The sequence below is a fragment of the Mesorhizobium sp. B263B2A genome, assembly GCF_020165775.1.
Lineage (GTDB): Bacteria > Pseudomonadota > Alphaproteobacteria > Rhizobiales > Rhizobiaceae > Mesorhizobium > Mesorhizobium opportunistum.
In genome coordinates, this window is sequence record NZ_JAIUIU010000010.1 from 115,223 (window position 1) to 131,820 (window position 16,598).

The 16,598-nt window shown below is 64.6% G+C and carries 13 protein-coding genes; 9 read left to right on the forward strand and 4 right to left on the reverse strand.

The window, feature by feature from the left end; translation table 11 throughout:
* Positions 1-110 precede the first annotated feature (110 nt).
* The 3 genes from LB568_RS17605 to LB568_RS17615 all read left to right on the forward strand — a co-directional run bounded on the left by LB568_RS17605 (position 111) and on the right by LB568_RS17615 (position 4,021).
* Positions 111-929 carry an alpha/beta fold hydrolase gene (locus tag LB568_RS17605; protein ID WP_224730768.1) on the forward strand — a complete coding sequence of 273 codons (819 nt, stop codon included), beginning with the start codon at positions 111-113 and terminating at the stop codon, positions 927-929.
* 200 nt (positions 930-1,129) lie between these two features.
* Positions 1,130-2,524, forward strand: a complete 1,395-nt coding sequence (locus LB568_RS17610; protein WP_013893709.1) for a multicopper oxidase family protein — start codon at positions 1,130-1,132, stop codon at positions 2,522-2,524.
* 84 nt (positions 2,525-2,608) lie between these two features.
* Positions 2,609-4,021: an NAD(P)H-dependent oxidoreductase gene (locus LB568_RS17615; RefSeq protein WP_013893710.1), complete on the forward strand. Its 1,413-nt coding sequence runs from the start codon at positions 2,609-2,611 to the stop codon at positions 4,019-4,021.
* 69 nt (positions 4,022-4,090) lie between these two features.
* Here LB568_RS17615 and proC read toward each other — a convergent pair whose 3' ends face one another.
* The 3 genes from proC to LB568_RS17630 form a co-directional block, all read right to left on the reverse strand.
* On the reverse strand, positions 4,091-4,906 hold the full coding sequence (gene proC, locus LB568_RS17620) for a pyrroline-5-carboxylate reductase (RefSeq protein WP_224730769.1): 816 nt from the start codon (positions 4,904-4,906) through the stop codon (positions 4,091-4,093).
* Positions 4,907-4,967: 61 nt separating this feature from the next.
* A complete protein-coding gene (locus LB568_RS17625) occupies positions 4,968-6,296 on the reverse strand; it encodes an O-antigen ligase family protein (protein ID WP_224730770.1) in 1,329 nt (442 codons plus the stop codon).
* A complete protein-coding gene (locus tag LB568_RS17630) occupies positions 6,265-7,263 on the reverse strand; it encodes a glycosyltransferase family 2 protein (protein ID WP_224730771.1) in 999 nt (332 codons plus the stop codon). The genes LB568_RS17625 and LB568_RS17630 overlap by 32 nt, the downstream gene beginning before the upstream one ends.
* Before the next feature lie 171 nt (positions 7,264-7,434).
* On the opposite strand from LB568_RS17630, the gene LB568_RS17635 reads away from it, so the two are divergent.
* From LB568_RS17635 to LB568_RS17645, 3 genes are read left to right on the forward strand one after another with little or no spacing between them, the layout of a single operon-like run.
* A complete protein-coding gene (locus tag LB568_RS17635; RefSeq protein WP_224730772.1) occupies positions 7,435-8,601 on the forward strand; it encodes a glycosyltransferase family 4 protein in 1,167 nt (388 codons plus the stop codon).
* On the forward strand, positions 8,598-9,401 hold the full coding sequence (locus tag LB568_RS17640; protein ID WP_224730773.1) for a WecB/TagA/CpsF family glycosyltransferase: 804 nt from the start codon (positions 8,598-8,600) through the stop codon (positions 9,399-9,401). Before LB568_RS17635 ends, LB568_RS17640 begins: the two co-directional genes overlap by 4 nt.
* Complete coding sequence (locus LB568_RS17645; RefSeq protein WP_224730774.1) at positions 9,398-10,342, forward strand: DUF6492 family protein; 945 nt, start codon at positions 9,398-9,400, stop codon at positions 10,340-10,342. Before LB568_RS17640 ends, LB568_RS17645 begins: the two co-directional genes overlap by 4 nt.
* 25 nt (positions 10,343-10,367) lie before the next feature.
* On the opposite strand, the gene LB568_RS17650 is transcribed toward LB568_RS17645, so the two are convergent.
* Positions 10,368-11,663 (reverse strand): lipopolysaccharide biosynthesis protein, encoded by a 1,296-nt coding sequence (locus tag LB568_RS17650; RefSeq protein ID WP_224730775.1) that lies wholly within the window; start codon positions 11,661-11,663, stop codon positions 10,368-10,370.
* Between the two features lie 200 nt (positions 11,664-11,863).
* Between LB568_RS17650 and LB568_RS17655 the strand changes: the two genes are divergently transcribed.
* From LB568_RS17655 to LB568_RS17665, 3 genes are all read left to right on the forward strand, one after another.
* Positions 11,864-14,437, forward strand: coding sequence for a GumC family protein (locus LB568_RS17655; RefSeq protein WP_224730776.1), 2,574 nt, complete (start codon positions 11,864-11,866; stop codon positions 14,435-14,437).
* A 186-nt stretch (positions 14,438-14,623) separates the two neighbouring features.
* A complete protein-coding gene (gene folD, locus LB568_RS17660) occupies positions 14,624-15,523 on the forward strand; it encodes a bifunctional methylenetetrahydrofolate dehydrogenase/methenyltetrahydrofolate cyclohydrolase FolD (protein ID WP_224730777.1) in 900 nt (299 codons plus the stop codon).
* A 28-nt stretch (positions 15,524-15,551) separates the two neighbouring features.
* Entirely contained in the window at positions 15,552-16,550 is a 999-nt protein-coding gene (locus LB568_RS17665; protein ID WP_032923168.1) for a GlxA family transcriptional regulator, read from the forward strand.
* Positions 16,551-16,598: the final 48 nt, after the last annotated feature.

Here is a 16,598-nt window from a genome sequence, read left to right on the forward strand (position 1 = left end):
TATTTGAAAAGGAATTTTCAACGCAACCTGACTGGGAAGTCGGTTCCCGCCCAAGGTGGCGCTTTGCTGCGCATCTGCATTAAAACAAGGCATTCCCGACGGAGCAAACCATGACGATCTCGCAGAAGACCCTTGAAACGACCCACGGCAAGATCGCCCTTCGCGAGACCGGCGGCAAAGGCACCGCCGTGATGCTGATCCACGGCAACTCGTCCTCCAGCGCGGTCTTCCGCAACCAGCTCGAGAGCCCGCTGGGCGAGCGCTACCATTTAATCGCACCCGATCTGCCGGGGCACGGGGCATCAGGCGACGCGATCGATCCGGAGCGCTCCTACAGCATGGAAGGTTATGCCGATGCCATGACCGAAGTGCTCGGGCTGCTCGGCGTGGACAAGGCGATCGTCTTCGGCTGGTCGCTCGGCGGCCATATTGGATTGGAAATGATCGACCGATTTCCGGGCCTGCTCGGCTTGATGATCACCGGCACTCCGCCGGTCTCACCCGAGGAGGTCGGCAACGGCTTCAAGTCGAGCCCGCATATGCACCTTGCCGGGCAGGAAGCCTTCACTGCCGCCGATGTCGAGGCCTATGCGCGCAGCACCTGCGGCGAGCCGTTCGAGCCCTTCCTCCTCGACACGGTCGCGCGCACCGACGGACGGGCGCGGCGGCTGATGTTCGAGAAATTCGCGGCTGGCACCGGCCGCAACCAGCGCGAGATCGTCGCCGGCAAGACGCCGCCGATCGCCGTTCTCAACGGCATGGACGAGCCTTTCGTCAACACCGATTTCGTTGCCGCGGTGAAGTTTTCCAACCTCTGGGAAGGCAAGGCTCATCTGCTCGACAGGTCAGGCCATGCGCCGTTCTGGGATTCACCGGATCGTTTTGACCCGATCTTCGCCCGCTTCCTGGCAAGCGTGGATCAGGCATAGATCAGCCGGAAGGCCGACGCCACCGACCGGTCGCCATCAACCAGGATTGGGCTCCGAGAAAAACCTCGCAGAGGCGCAAGCCTTGCTGGCCGACTTGCACTGAGATGGATGTGCCGATATCGCCATTTGCACGGGCGGCTCGCTCATGATCCAGGGCGGCGATAGAGTCCAGGGCCGTCGCCTTGCAGTTGGAGCGCCGAATGACCGTACTCACACGCCGCCGGCTTTTGAAAACCGCCGCCGTCGCCGGCGTCAGCGGCGTCGGGCTTTCCGCCATCGGCCGGCTCGGTAGCTGGGCAGCCGCCGCGCCCGAACCGGTGGTGCTGCAGACGGCCAAAATCCAGACGAAGCTGATGGACGGCGGCCTGACCAGGGATGTACTGACCTATGGCAATGCCGGGATGCCGCCGGTGCTCAGGATGAAAAAGGGCGAGCCTTTCGCCGCACGCCTTGTCAACGCCATCGACGACCCGACGACCATCCACTGGCACGGCATTCGCGTGCCGAACAAGATGGATGGCGTGCCCTTCCTGGTCCAACCCTACGTCTACACCGGCGACCATTTCGACTACGCCTTCACGCCGCCCGACGCCGGCACTTTCTGGTATCACCCGCATTGCAACACGCTGGAGCAAATGGGCCACGGCCTGACCGGTGTGATCGTGGTCGAAAACCCCGGCGATCCGAAATTCGACGCAGAGTTCGTCCTCAATCTGCGCGACTGGCGCCTTGGCGACGACGCCCAGTTCATCGACCAGTTTCGGCCGCGTGATGCCGCGAGAACCGGCACCTACGGCACGGTGCGGACCGCGAACTGGCTCGACCAGCCGCAATATGATGCACCGGCGGGTGGGCTGGTGCGGCTGCGCGTCGCCATCACCGACGTCACCCGCATCTATGCCTTCCGCGTCGACGGGGCCGAGGCGACCGTCATGGCGCTCGACGGCAATCCGGTGCCTGAGCGTTTTTCGCCCGATGCCTTGCTGCTTGGACCGGGACAGCGCATGGAACTCGCCATCCGCATGCCCGACGACGAGGGCGCGATCGTCAGCCTGCGGGATGTCAGGGGCACCAAGCCCAAGATCCTCGCCAACCTGCGCGCGACCGGCGGCTCGCTCAAACGGGACGTTCGTGACATTGCTCCGCTCGAGGTCAATCCGGTGAAGGAAGTGGATCTCACCGCTGCCCAGCATATTTCCCTGGCCCTCAGCGCCACGGCCGAAAACGTCCCGAGCGACAGCATCTGCGGTTCGCTCGGCTACAGTTTCTGGGCCATCAACAAGGTGCCGTGGCCGGGTGATACGCCGGATCCGACGGCACCGCTCGCTGAATTGAAGCTGGGCAAGAGCTATGTCATCGACATGGAGAACCTGACGCCGCAATCGCATCCCATGCATTTGCACGGCATGAGCTTCAAGGTGCTGTCGTCCTCGACGCGCCAGGTTCAGCCGCTGATTTCGGACACCTATCTCATCCAGCCGAACGAGAAGGTTCAGCTTGGCTTCGTCGCCGACAATCCCGGCGACTGGCTGCTGCACTGCCACATCATCGAGCACCAGAAATCGGGAATGACGAGCTATGTCAGGGTGGTGTGAAGCCACATCAGGCGGTTTCGTTGGCAAGGGAGGGCGGTTCCCTGCTATTGCCGCCTCTAGATCACGAACCATGGACGCGCCAGCATGACCAATGTCGCCCTGACCGGGCTTGCCCGCGATCTCGCCAGGCGTGCCGCCGAGGGTCGGCCGGTGCGCATCGGTGTCATCGGCTCGGGCGAAATGGGCACCGATCTGGTCACCCAAGGCATGCTGATGCCTGGCATTTCGGTTTGCGCGATCTCGACCCGGCGCCCGCACACGGCGCGCGAGGCCATCCGCATAGCCTATGGCGATGAAGCCATGGCGGTTGAAGCAAACACCGCGTCCAAGGTGACCGCCGCGATCGAAGCGGGAAAAATCGCCATCACCTCCAACGAGATGCTGGTGACCAATCCGCTGATCGAAATCGTCATCGACGCCACCGGCAAGCCCGGTGTCGCTGCCGATTTCTGCCTGTCAGCGATGGAGCACGGCAAGCATCTGGTGATGATGAATGTCGAGGCCGACGTCACCATCGGCTGCTACCTCAAACAGCAGGCCGACAGGCTTGGCGTCGTCTATTCGGTCGGCGCCGGCGACGAGCCGTCGAGCTGCATGGAGCTGATCGAGTTCGCCTCCGCGCTGGGCCTGACCATCATCTCGGCCGGCAAGGGCAAGAACAACCCGCTCAACCACGATGCGGTGCCTGACGACTATCGCGATGAAGCGATCCGCCGCAACATGAACCCGCGCATGCTGGTCGAGTTCGTCGATGGCTCCAAGACCATGGTCGAGATGTGCGCCATCGCCAACGCCACCGGTCTGGTCCCGGACGTGCCCGGCATGCACGGCCCGAAAGCCGACCGCGACGACCTCGTCAAGGTACTCATACCACGCGAGGATGGCGGGTTGCTGTTGAAGAAAGGCGTCGTCGACTACACGATCGGCAAGGGCGTCGCGCCCGGTGTCTTCGTCATCGTCGAAGCGACGCATCCGCGCATCCTCGAGCGCATGGACGATCTTCATATCGGCCACGGCCCCTATTACAGCCTGTTCCGGCCGTACCATTTGACCTCGCTGGAAGTGCCGCTGACCGCCGCCCGCATCGTGCTCTTCGGCAAGCCCGACATGGTGCCGCTGCCCCGGCCGGTCGCCGAAGTGTGCGCGGTCGCCAAGCGCGATCTCGCGGCCGGAGAAGCCTTCGATGCGATCGGCGAGACCTGCTACCGCTCCTGGACCATGACCGTCGGCGAAGCCCGTGCCCAGCGCGCCGTCCCGGTCGGCCTGCTCGAGGGCGGCAAGGTGCTGAAGCCGGTCAGGAAAGGCGAATTGCTGACCGCCGACAACGCCGCGCCCGACCACACGACGAGGCTGTTCGCCTTGCGCCGGCTGCAGGACGAGATGCTGTACGGTGGCGCTGAACTGAATCAAGAAACAGGCCGCACGCTCCTGTCAGAACGATTGGCTGCAATCGCTGGCAATCTCAGGACCAAAGGTAGCGAGGGTGGCCGGCTGTGAACAAGGCTGAGATCGACGACATGTGGGGCAATCCCTGATGTCGAGCATCGGCGACGTTCGACGGGCGGCTTACTTCCCCAACTCGATCGACCGCAGCCGCGCTGCCTCCACCGCCTGCGTCAGCAAATTGGTCAGCCGGTCCTCGCCCATCAGCACGGCAAGCGCCGCGGCTGTCGTGCCGTTCGGGCTGGTCACCTGTTGGCGCAGCAGGCCGGGTTCCTCGCCGCTCTCGGCCGCGAGCGAGGCGGCGCCATAGACGGTCTGCATGGCGAGCAGCTTGGCGGTCGCCGTCGGCAGGCCGGCCTTCTCGGCGGCGACGGTCAGCGCTTCGATGAAGTGGAAGATGTAGGCCGGCCCCGATCCCGAGACGGCGGTCACCGCATCCATCAGTCCCTCGTCGTCGATGGTGGCCACTTCGCCGCTTGCTGAAAGCAGATCGGCGACGAAGCGCTTTGTATCGTCAGAGACGAGCGGATTGGAAAACACCACCATCATGCCCTTGCCGATCGCCGCGGGCGTGTTCGGCATGCAGCGCACGATCGGTGCGCGGTTGCCCAGGATTTCCTCGAAAGTGGCGGAGGGCGTCCCGGCGGCGATGCTGACGAAGGTCGTGCGGCCATCGCCGAAACGTTTGTAGGCGGCGGTGACGTCGCGGATCACCTGGGGCTTCACCGCGATGACGACGAGATCAGGCACGGCATCGGCGGGAACAGCGCCGGCATCCGCCGCGGTGCCGCAGCCCAGTGCGGCGGCGCGGTTGCGCAGGTCGGCATTGGGCTCGACCACGAAAACCGCCGAAGGTGCAAGCTTGCCGGATTTCAGCCAGCCCGAGAGCATGGCGTAACCCATATTGCCGCAGCCGGCGAGAACAAGCCTGATAGTCATCGAAAGCCCTCCGAAGCAAGGCCCTGACATAGACGCTCGCGGTTCTCTGGGGAAGCGCCTGTCAGGCCGGGCGGGAGGCGTTGCGCACTGCGATCGGCCGCAACGACACCTGCCTCAGGCCAAGCACGCCGAGCACGAAGAACAGCCAGACCGGGTCGCCGCGATGGAAGAAGAAGCTTTCGAGGAAAGCGTTGAGCGCCGTGAACAGGACCACCATCATGAAGAAGTCGCCGAGGAAGATGTTTTCCTTGCGCAGCGGGATGCGCATGTAGTCGCGCAATGGCGCGATGAGGAAGGTGTAGACCGCCACGCAAAGCGCCGGAATGCCCATCAGCACGGCGATGTCGAGATAGCCGTCATGGCCGTGCACGATGGTTCGGATGTCCCAGGGACGGTCGAAGGGCTGGTCCTGGTTGAGCAGCAGCGGTGTGCCCCAGAAGCTTTCATAGCCGTAGCCGGTCCATGGCTTCTTCGCCAGCATCGAGCCGGCGAACTCCCATAGCGTCGTGCGCCCAGTATAGGTGAGATCGGGAAAATAGATCGCCGCCAAATGTTTGACCGGCGGCAGGAAGACGATGCCCAGCGTGCCGACCGCCGTGGCGACGATCGCCAGCGCAAACAGGATCGGCGTCCCGAGCCGCATGCCTATCAGGCTCGGGAACATCACGATCAGGATCGAGAACGGCACCAGGCCGGCGGTGGTCTTGGACCCGGTGTGCAGCATGAAGATCATCGCCGCGCAAAAGATTGCCGCACCCCACCAGCGCTGCCCGCGCCGGTAGAGATAGAGGCCCGCGAAGCTGAAGCAGGCCATGATCGGGCCAGCGATGTTCTTGTGAGTGAACACGCCGCGCCACAGGCCCGCGTGCTCGGGCTCTTGTGAATCGGCGGTGTGCATCGCCTCGTGCGGAAAAACGATGAGGCCGAGATAGGAAAGGCCCATGACCACGACAGCGGTGAAGATGATGACCTTGGAAATGGCTTCGGCATCGCGCGGCAGCACCAGGATCGTTGCCATGGTCAGGATGCCGATCATGGTGAAGGACGCGGCGCGCATGGCCGAAGGCGGGTCCGTCGCCAGCACCACCGAGAGGAAAAAGAAGCCCAGCATCAGCATCCAGGACGGGCTGAGCAGCGAGCGAACGATGCGCGGATCGGCGAAAGCCATCAGCGAGAAGATCGAAATTCCGCCGAGCGCTCCGAAGCCGAGCTGGTTGACGATGTCGCCGCCGTCACCGGTGAGCTCGGCGCCGGCTGGCTGGAACGGACGGAACGACACCATGATGACGGTGAACAGCAATGCGGCGATCGCGGTCGCCACGCCGTCACGCGTGAACGCGGCGCTGAGCGGCGCGCGCTCAGTTTTTCTCGGGCTGGCGATACTGCTCATTGGCATATCCAAATTCGGCCAGCACGCGGCCGAGCGCCACATGAATGGGATAGATGGCGATCGCCGGCGATCCTGTCCGCGCCAGCCGGATCAGGCCGCGAAACGGCGAGGCGGCAAGCAGCGCCAGGCTCTTCGCAAACACCTTGGCTCCGGCCATCGGCGTGCCGGCACGTTTCTTCTTCTCGACCAGCGTCGAGATGACGCCGTTGCGCAGGCTGCGCGCACGGATCCAGTCGGCTTCGACACGCCGCGCCGGGACGATCTCCCGCACTTCCGCTTCGGCGCACCACCCCAGCACGAAGCCTCTCTGCGCCGACCGGCTGAGGAAATCGGAATCGCCGCCACCCATGAAATTGAATTTGAGATCGAGGAAGGGCGGCCCCATGGCGGTAAGCACGTCGCGCCCGACCAGAAGATTGCCGGACGAATAGAGCGCCGGCACCCGGCCGGTCTCCCGGTAGGGAGGTGCAAAGACCGGATGTTCGGCCCATCGCGCATGGGAAGGATCGGCAAAGACAGGCACTTGCGGGCCGCCGACGATATCGGCGCGGAGCGTTTCGGCTGCTCGGCACATCCGTTCCAGCCATTGCGGCTCGGCGATCTCGTCATCGTCGATGACCAGCAAATGCCTGAAGTTCGGAAAGTGCAGGATCGCCGTCTGCCATCCCGCATTGTAGGCGCTGCAATTGCCGCGCTCATGCGCAATGATGACCATGCCCGGTATCTCGCCGCGCTCGAACAGTGGCAGCACTGCCTTGGCGCCTTCACGCGCCTCGGCCTCGTTTTCCATCACGATGACGGCAAAGCGCCTGCCGGTCCGCTGCGCCCGCAGCGATGCCAGCGTTTCCAGCACCTGTTCGGGCCGCTTGAAGGTCGGCAAGGTGACGACCGCTTCGACGGCCTCGACATCAAGCCGGGGAGACCGTCCTGCGATCGATACCGAACCGTCCGATGGCAAAGGGATCATCCGTGTCCAGCCGCCTAGTGAGTTGGGTTCTGGTAGCATCACGGTGATAAGGTTTCGTTAATCACCTTGCACGGAGAAGCCCGCCGGCTATGGGCTTTCGGCCGTTGATCGTGCTCGCTTAATCAAGGGTTCACCGCGCTTTGCTACCGGCTACACCACAGGATAGGTGAGATGCATCTGCTGTTCGCCACATCGATCGTGCCCGATGGCGCTCCCGCCTCCGGTTACGAGATCGCCAACGCTGCAATCATCGCCGCCTTGCGGCGCGCTGGCGCGCGCGTCACGGTCATCGGCTTCATTTGGCCGGGGAGGGCCGCGGCCGATCCGCAAAACACCGTCGTGCTGGGTGCCGTCGACGTGCGCACCGAAAATGCCTCCGCACTGCAAAAGCTGGCCTGGGTCGGCAAGGCGATGCTTTCGGGTCTTACCTTCGCGTCGGTCAAGTTGCGGGCGGTGTCCGACAGCGATGTTCTTGCCGCCATCGAACGCGCCGGCCCCTTCGACGGCTATGTACTGAACTCCGTGCAGTTCGCCGGCGCTTTCGAAAAGCTCTTCGAAGACCGGCCTTCGATCTTCGTCGCCCACAATGTCGAGCATCTTTCGGCACGGGAAAATGCCGCTGCCGTCACCGGCATCTTCCAGCGCCTGTTGTTTCGCCGCGAGGCAAGCCTGCTCGAGGTCGTGGAAGAGCGTCTCTGCCGCCAAGCGCGCTTCGTCTTCACGCTGGCCGAGGAAGATCGTGCAGCCCTTGGTGTTGCCTCCGATGACCGCTCGGCGGTGCTTCCGCTGGTAACCGGCGCCAAGGCCCGGAAAGGCCCGCGCCACATCGACTGTGACGCGGCGCTGATCGGCACCTGGACCTGGCAGCCGAATCGCATCGGCCTCGACTGGTTCCTGGATAGGGTGGTGCCGCATCTGCGGCCCGATTTCCGCATAAGGATCGCCGGCAGCATGCCGTCGGGCGTCACCTCGGCGCATCCCGGTGTCGAATTCGTCGGCCGCGTGCCCGATGCCCAGGCCTTCGTGCGCGCCGCCGCCGTCATCCCGCTGGTCAGCATCGCCGGCAGCGGCGTGCAGCTGAAGACCATCGAGACCTTCGAACTCGGCCTGCCTTCGGTCGCCACCAGCCGCTCGCTGCGCGGTATCGGCCATCGGCCCGCCAATTGTATCGTCACCGACGATCCGGCCAGCTTCGCCAGGGCGCTGGAAGCTGCCGCAGCCGACATCCGCGACGTCGACGGCAGCGCGTTCCATCGCGAGCAAATCAGGGCGCTCGATGCTGCCATCCGGCTCGGCCTCGAAAAAATCGGAGTGGTCAGGCAGGAGGCGTTTGCATGAACATGCACACCGCCCGCGCCGCGTCCGGGCTCGACACGTTGAAGACGATCCTCGGAATCTCGGTGCTCGCCATCCGCTGGGATGATGCGATCGCCCTGCTGAACCGGCTGATCTCCGAGCGGCGCTTCACCAAGGTCAGTTTTCTCAACGCCCACAATGCCAACATCGCCTATACCGACCCTGTCTTTGCCGAGGCGCTCGACGATTTCCTCATCCTGCCGGATGGCATCGGCGTCGATCTTGCCGCGAAGCTGCTCTACGGCGCGCCGTTTCCGGACAATCTCAACGGCACCGATTTCGTGCCGGCCTTCCTGCGGGCATCGACGAAGCCGCTGACCGTCGGTCTGCTTGGTGCCACGCGTGTCAACGCCGAGGCGGCGTCGGTCAAGCTGGCGGCCCTTGCCACGCAGCACCGCTTCGTGGTCATTCACGACGGCTATTTCTCCGCCGCGCAGGAACCGGAGATCATCGGCCGGATCGCAAGGCTGCGGCCTGATATGCTGCTGGTCGCCATGGGGGTGCCGCGCCAGGAATTGTGGATCGAACGCCATATCGACGAACGCCATTGCACGCTGCCGATCGCGGTCGGCGCGCTGCTCGATTTCCTGAGCGGCTCGGTGCCGCGAGCACCAATGTGGATGCGCCGCCTGAGGCTGGAATGGCTGTTCCGGTTGGCGGTCGAACCGGGCCGGCTCTGGCGCCGCTACGTGGTCGGCAATCCCTTGTTCCTATGGCGGGTCGTCAAGCAGAAATGGTCGGGCGGCCGGGCTGTCGCGGATGCACCAGGAGAGCTCCGTTGAACAAGCGGTTCGTCCCAGATCCCCTTGCCGGCTCGGGCCTGTTGCCGAAGACGCCGACGGCGGCGGTGGTAACGGCAAGCTACGCGCCGGATTTCGAGCGTTGCCGCCTGTTGTGCGAAACGCTTGACCGGCATGTCTCGGGCGCCGCGCACCACTACATCCTGGTCGAACATCGCGACGTCGCGCTTTTCCGCCAGTTGCAGACCAGCCGGCGCACGGTCGTCGATGAACGGGACCTGCTGCCGCGCTGGCTGCGCGCTTTCGACGATCCACTCAGTCTGTTTCGCCGGCGCGTCTGGCTCAGCCTGAAAACGCAGCCGCTGCGCGGCTGGCACGTGCAGCAACTGCGCCGCATCGCGATATCGGCCCACGCCAGGGAAGACGTGCTGGTCTTCTGCGATTCCGACGTTGCGTTCCTCAGGCCTTTCGACTGCAGCGCCTTCTGGCGCGACGGCAAGGCGCGGCTGTTCCGCCGCGACGGCGTGCTTGCCGATGACGTGCTTGCCGATGACGGGCATGACGAGCACCGCATCTGGTCGCGCAATGCCGGCTCGGCGCTCGGCATCGGTTTGCCCAGAACGTCGGCCCACGACTATATCTCGACACTGATCGCCTGGCGCCGCGACACCGTGCTGGCCATGTGCGGCCGGATCGAGAAGGTCCATGGCCGCGACTGGGTCGAGGTCATCGGCTCGGCGCGCCAATTCTCCGAATGCATGATCTATGGCCGCTACGTCGACGATCTGCTCGACGGCGCCGGCCACTTTCACGGTTCGCAAGAGTTCTGCCGCGTCCACTGGACGGGCGAGGCGCTGTCGGACGACGAATTCCGCCGCTTCGTTGCCGGCATGGCGCCGGAGCAGGTGGCGATCGGCATGCAATCCTTCATCGGTACCGACATCGACCGCATCCGCCGCCTGATCGGGCTGGCTGAGGCATGATCCGGAAGAATAGGAACCGGATGCCCTATACCGGCTTTGCCGGCCTGCGCAGCGCCGAATAGGTCAGCAGCATCGACGCCAGATAGAGCAGCAGGAAGACGACGTTGAGCGACAGCACCAACTTCGGCGTGTCGGAGATGGTGGTCAGCACATAAGTCAGCAGCAGCGCCTTCAGAGCGGCGAGCAGGCCGAGATTGAGCGCCCGCACCAGCGTCTGGCCGCGCGCGAACAGAAGCTCGGCCTGGTATTCGACCAGATTGCGCAGTCCCGGAACGCAGATCGCCAGCGCCACCAGCGGGGCGGCTTCGGAGACGTTCCTGCCGAGCGCGTTGGGGAAGAAGTGCAGCACGATGCCGAGCGTCAGCAGCGCAAGCGTCGAGACCGCGAACACACCGCCCTCGATGCCGCTCTTGACCGCCAGCCGTGACAACAGTTCGGGCGCGCGCATCATGCGCTGCACCAGCATCATCGAGAAGGTACGGATCGGGATCGCCGTCAGGTCGACCAGCCGCATGATGATGGCATAGATACCGGCCAGATGCGGCCCGCCGATCGCCAGCACCAGAAGCTTGTCGAACTCCATCTGCAGGTAGAACAGCACCTCGGCGCCGGCCACGTAGACGGAATCGGCGAGCCGCCTGAGATAGAGCTCGATGCGCAGCCGCAGCCGCTGGCGCGGATAGAACCAGCCGAAAGCCAGAAGCAGCGAGGCGGCATTGGCGCCGATATAGAACCACGACCATACCCAGACGCTGTGCTGCGCTGAGATCATGAAAAGCACCGCGCCAAGCGCCCGCAGCGCCGTGGTCAGGATCGCCAGCAGGGCGGCGCGGCCGAACTTCCCCAGCCCGTTGTTGACGATCAGCGCCACCTCGACCGGCCGCCACAGCAGCGCTTCGGCGAACACGATCGCCGAAAACACCGGCAGCGGCACGGTGTTGGCGAAGAAGATCAGGTAGACGCCGAATGAGGCTGCCGCCAGCAGCGGCAGCGAGATGATGCCGAGCAGCAGGAAGCCGGCGGTGAAGGTGCCGATCAGGTTGGGCCGGATGGTGGCGGTGCGGTAGAGCGCCGAAATGAAGCCGAAGGCCAGGAGCCGCGACAGCATCACCCCGGCGGCGGACGCTGTGGCGAACATGCCGAATTCGGAGATGGACAGCGTGTTGGCAAGCGCGATGAAATAGGCCAGCGAAAACACCAGCCGACCGCCGGCGCCGCTGATCGCCGAAAAATAGTCGCGGACCAGCCCCCGTCGTTCGGCCACGAAAGTGCCGATCCGGGCGAGGGGCCGCCTTTGCGGTATGTCGCTGGCCTCAGTCATGCGTCAAGGAAATGCATAGGTGGGAAAGCTTAACGTGCCGTTCTGAGGCTTTTGGGTGCGTTGGGAAAATTGTGCCGCCGGGCGGAGAAACGGCATGCCGGGCGGGCAAAATTAACGTTTTGTTTTCCATGCCTGTTTAGCGTGGCTTAACGAATGGCCAACGCCGTTCTGCAAGCCTCCAAGGGTAAAGCTCCAGGACAATGGCTGACAGGGAAAACCGCGAGGACTGGAAGCGTGAGCGTTCGCTGCTGGCGCTCGGCCAGGCCGTGCGCGGTGAGGATGATTCCGACGCATCCCTGGTCTCGATAGGGGACCGGGCCGATCCGTCATGGCGCGAGGATGCCGCCACGCGCCATCGTCTTGCCCGTTCACGGCGTCAGGCCCGTACGGATCCAACCTCGTCTGCCGACGTCGGAGCCGGGCGGTTCCGGCCGGACGAACAGCCGGAAGCGGCTGCACGGGATGACACCTGGCGCGGGCAGGACGACTATGGCGCCAGCGATCCGCCGCGCGCAAGGATGGCTGCCGAGGAGGTTTCCGCCAGCGCCCGCTCTCATGACAGGTCCGGATCCCGCCGGGATGGCGAAGCGGATGCATCCTTTGGCCATCGCGGCGACGATCAGCAATGGAAGCCGCTGATCGATCCAATGCAGGTGGTGCGCGGCGTCGCCAGGTCGAAGCTGCTGATCATTACGACGACGATACTGGGTGCCGGGCTCGGCATCGCCATAGCGCTGTCGACGCCGAAGAAATATGAAGCCACGGCCGAACTCATCGTCGATCCGCGCGACCTCAAGCTCACCGACCGCGATCTCACCCAGAATGTGGTCGCTTCCGACGCCACGCTCGCCATCGTCGAAAACCAGGTCCGGGTGCTGACCTCGGGCACGGTGCTGAACAAGGTCGTCGACAAGCTCAACCTGGTGAACGATCCCGAGTTCAATGGCGAAGGGTCCGGCGGCCTCGGCATCAGGTCGCTCATCCATTCGATCCTGTCGCGCGAGGATGGCCCGGGCAGTGTCGACGAGGTGCGTCGCCGTGCGCTCGCCGTCGGCAATCTGGCCGAAAGCCTTTCGGTCGAGCGCGGCGGCAAGACCTTCGTCATCACCGTCAGCGCGACCACGCAGAATGGCGAGAAATCCGCCCTCATCGCCAACACGATGACGGATGTCTTTTTGCAGACCTTCGGTCAGATCCAGTCCGATACGGCCGGCCGCGCGACGGACGAACTGACGGCAAGGCTCGATGAGCTGCGCAAGGGCGTCGAGGCGGCCGAGCGCAAGGTCGAGGATTTCAGGGCCACGCACGATCTTGTCGACGCGCAGGGCCATCTGATCAGCGACGACGAAATGCTGAAGCTCAACGAACAGCTCTCGGTCGCCCGCGCCCGCACGCTGGAGCTCAATGCAAGGGCGGCTTCGGCGCGCTCGGTCGACGTCAATTCGGTGCTCTCCGGCACCTTGCCGGAAGAGATCAACTCCAACACGATGAGCGACCTGCGCTCGCAATATGCAACACTCAAACAGGAAGCCGACCGCGCCGCCATCCGGCTCGGGCCGCGCCATCCTGAACTCCAGGCCCTCGACGCACAGATCGCTGGCGCCCGCGACCGCATCGCCGGTGAGTTGCGCCGCATCGCGTCCTCGCTGCAGGTCGACCTGAAACGCGCCGTCCAGCTCGAACAGGATCTCTCTTCGCGCCTTGCCCAGCTCAAGGTCCGCAGCGGCGACGTCAACAACGACCTGGTGTCGATGCGTGAACTGGAGCGTGAAGCCACCGCCAAGCGCTCCGTCTACGAACAGTTCCTGCTGCGCGCCAAGGAGACCGGCGAGCAGAAGGACATCAACACCGCCAACATGAACGTCATCTCCAAGGCCTTTGCGCCGCTCGAGGCGACAGGCCCGTCGCGGGCCGTGACGGCGCTCGCCGGCTTGCTTCTGGGCTTTGCCGCCGGCATTGGTCTCGGCGCCATGCGCGGCGCCTATGAAAGCTTGCGCGAGACAGCGACATCACGCTCGCGCCGCGACCGCAAGGCGCCTCTCGAAGACCAGGCGTTCCGCGCACCCCCTCCGCCTGCGCCGCCAATGCCGGCAGTGCCCATGCCCCCGGCACCGCCTCCTCCCCCTCCGCCTGCCTCGCCGCCGCCTGCGCCTATTGCGCGGGCCGAAGCCGTTGCCGAAGAACGTCCGGGGCGGATCGGCGCACTGATGGCGAAGCTGCGCAACGCCATGTCCAGCAAGCCATCCGCCGCGGACGACGACAACTCCAGCGAGTTCGCCGCCTTTGGCGAAAATGCGTGGCCGGCGGATGCCGCCATGCCTTCTCGCTATCCGAAACCGAATTCCGGCTTCATGCCGCCGCCGGGCGCGACGGCCTATCCCCGGCCGCCTTTTCAGCCAGGCTTCGACGCCGCCTATTCAGGGTCGATGGGCCCGCCGTCGCGGTCGCCCGTGATGCCGCCGCAGGCGAACTATCCGGCGCCCCCCTTGCCGTCCTATCCCCCGGTGCAGCCGGCGGGCCATCCGCAGATGCAGCCGTGGCAGCCGCCGGCGGGCTCTCCCTACGCCCAGGCCATGGCGCCCTATGCAGGACATATGCCCTATCCGCAACCGCAGCCGCAGGCCTATCCGGCCCAGCCATCGGCGGAGCCTCGTTCGCAGGTCGAGGAAAGCGCCGAACAGGCGCCGATCGAGGAAATTCGCGCCAGCCTGCGCGAATTCCGCGAAGCGGTCCGCGAACTCACCGAGAGCCGCGCCCGCCGCCGCTACTTCTGAGCCATACGAAAGTCGCTGGTGCCGAACAAAACCGTGCCGGTTTCGAGTAAACGGCATGAGACGGCGCTTTGACGGGATTGCGTGCTTGAATTTTCGTGAGAATGCCGCGCTTGCGCAAGTCGCCAAAGGCATGCCTTTGGAACTTGATCCAGGATTTGAGCGAAACGGTATTGAGGGTAGTCGTCCATGGCCGAAGTGATTGACGGAAAGAGCGTTGCCGAAGACGTGGTGCGGACAGTCAAGGCGCTGACCGCCGAGCTGGTCGCCAAGGGCAGGGCCAAGCCCGGCCTTGCCGTGGTCATCGTCGGCGAGGATCCGGCCAGCCAGGTCTATGTCGCCTCCAAATCCCGCACCGCCAAGGAATGCGGCTTTCATTCGCTCCAGCACACGCTGCCGGCGGACACGTCCCAGGACGCGCTGCTGAAGATCATCGGCGAGCTCAATGCCGATCCGGCGGTCAACGGCATCCTGGTGCAGCTTCCGCTGCCCGGCCATATCGACGCCGGCAAGGTCATCCAGGCCATCTCGCCACAAAAGGACGTTGATGGCTTCCATTTCATCAATGTCGGCAAGCTCGGCACCGGTGAGCTCGACACCGCCTTCGTTCCCTGCACGCCCGCCGGGTCGATGCTCCTGATCGAGCGCGTGCGCGGCAAGGATCTGTCGGGCCTCAACGCCGTTGTCGTCGGCCGTTCCAACATCGTAGGCAAGCCGATGGCCAATCTCCTGCTTGCCGCCAACTGCACAGTCACCGTCGCCCACAGCCGCACCAAGGATCTGCCGGCGCTGGCCCGCACGGCCGACATTCTTGTCGCCGCCGTTGGCCGACCGGAAATGATCAGGGGTGATTGGGTGAAACCCGGCGCCACCGTCATCGATGTCGGCATCAACCGCATTCCAGCGCCCGAGAAGGGCGAGGGCAAGTCCCGCCTCGTCGGCGATGTCGCCTATGCCGAGGCGGCCAAGGAAGCAGGCGCCATCACCCCGGTACCCGGCGGTGTCGGGCCGATGACCATTGCCATGCTGATGGCCAATACGTTAGCTTCGGCCTACCTTGCGGCCGGATTGAAACGGCCCTCCTTCTGAGCCCGGGTTGTCCCTGAAAGCCACAGCTTTGCCGAACCCCTCTGTTTCCCAGGAACGGCCGGTCACGAATGATCCCGTTCAAGGTGGCCGGCAGTTTGCCTTCCTGCTGGTCGACAAGTTTTCCATGTTCTCGCTGGCCGCCGCGATCGACACGTTCCGGTCGGCGAACCGTCTGCTCGGCCGCGATTTCTACGGCTGGACCACGGTATCGGCCGATGGCGATCCGGTGATGGCTTCCAACGGTCTGCCGCTCAAGATCGACTACAGCGTCGCCGACCTGCCGCCGGTCGACATCCTCTTCGTCTCGGTCGGCCTGACCACGGAATTTCCCGGCAAGAGCAAGGTTCTGGCTGCCCTGCGCAGCTGGGGCCGGCGCGGCAACGCGCTTGGCGCGCTCTCGGTCGGATCCTATTTGCTGGCCGAGGCCGGCCAGCTCGACGGCTATCGTTGCACCATCCATTGGGAAAACCGCGCCGGCTTCGTCGAGCGTTTTCCCGACATCAACTGCACCGGCAACGTCTTCGAGATCGACCGCAAGCGCTACACCTGCGCCGGCGGCACCACCTCGATCGACCTGATGCTGGAGATCGTGCGCGGCGATTTCGGCTCGAACCTCGCCAATGGCGTCGCCAACCAGTTCCAGCATGAGCGCATCCGCTCGGCCGGCGACCGCCAGCGCGTCGGACCGGAGCGCGATCTCACCGGCAAGTCGGAGAAGCTCAGGCGCATCGTCGAGCTGATGGCCGACCATCTCGACGAGCCGCTCTCGGCGGTACAGCTCGCCAAGTCGGCCGGCCTGTCCGTGCGCCAGGTGGAGCGCCTTTTCCTGCGCCATCTCAACGTCACGCCCGGCCGCTACTACATGCGGCTGCGTCTGGAACGGGCGCGCGAATTGCTGCGCCAGACCAACATGCCGATCCTCGATGTGGCGATCGCGACCGGCTTCACCTCGCATTCCTATTTTGCCCAGAGCTATCGGCTGCAGTTCGGCCGTCCGCCTTCTGAAGAGCGCCGGACGACTTACTGAGCTGCTCCACGCTACAGCGTGGCCAAGACTCCAGAGGCCTGAAGGACA

Coding starts and splice junctions, on each gene's coding strand:
- LB568_RS17605 (WP_224730768.1), top strand. CDS start 111: ATGACGATCTCGCAGAAGACCCTTGAAACGACCCACGGCAAGATCGCC.
- LB568_RS17610 (WP_013893709.1), top strand. CDS start 1,130: ATGACCGTACTCACACGCCGCCGGCTTTTGAAAACCGCCGCCGTCGCC.
- LB568_RS17615 (WP_013893710.1), top strand. CDS start 2,609: ATGACCAATGTCGCCCTGACCGGGCTTGCCCGCGATCTCGCCAGGCGT.
- proC (WP_224730769.1), bottom strand. CDS start 4,906: ATGACTATCAGGCTTGTTCTCGCCGGCTGCGGCAATATGGGTTACGCC.
- LB568_RS17625 (WP_224730770.1), bottom strand. CDS start 6,296: ATGAGCAGTATCGCCAGCCCGAGAAAAACTGAGCGCGCGCCGCTCAGC.
- LB568_RS17630 (WP_224730771.1), bottom strand. CDS start 7,263: ATGATCCCTTTGCCATCGGACGGTTCGGTATCGATCGCAGGACGGTCT.
- LB568_RS17635 (WP_224730772.1), top strand. CDS start 7,435: ATGCATCTGCTGTTCGCCACATCGATCGTGCCCGATGGCGCTCCCGCC.
- LB568_RS17640 (WP_224730773.1), top strand. CDS start 8,598: ATGAACATGCACACCGCCCGCGCCGCGTCCGGGCTCGACACGTTGAAG.
- LB568_RS17650 (WP_224730775.1), bottom strand. CDS start 11,663: ATGACTGAGGCCAGCGACATACCGCAAAGGCGGCCCCTCGCCCGGATC.
- LB568_RS17655 (WP_224730776.1), top strand. CDS start 11,864: ATGGCTGACAGGGAAAACCGCGAGGACTGGAAGCGTGAGCGTTCGCTG.
- folD (WP_224730777.1), top strand. CDS start 14,624: ATGGCCGAAGTGATTGACGGAAAGAGCGTTGCCGAAGACGTGGTGCGG.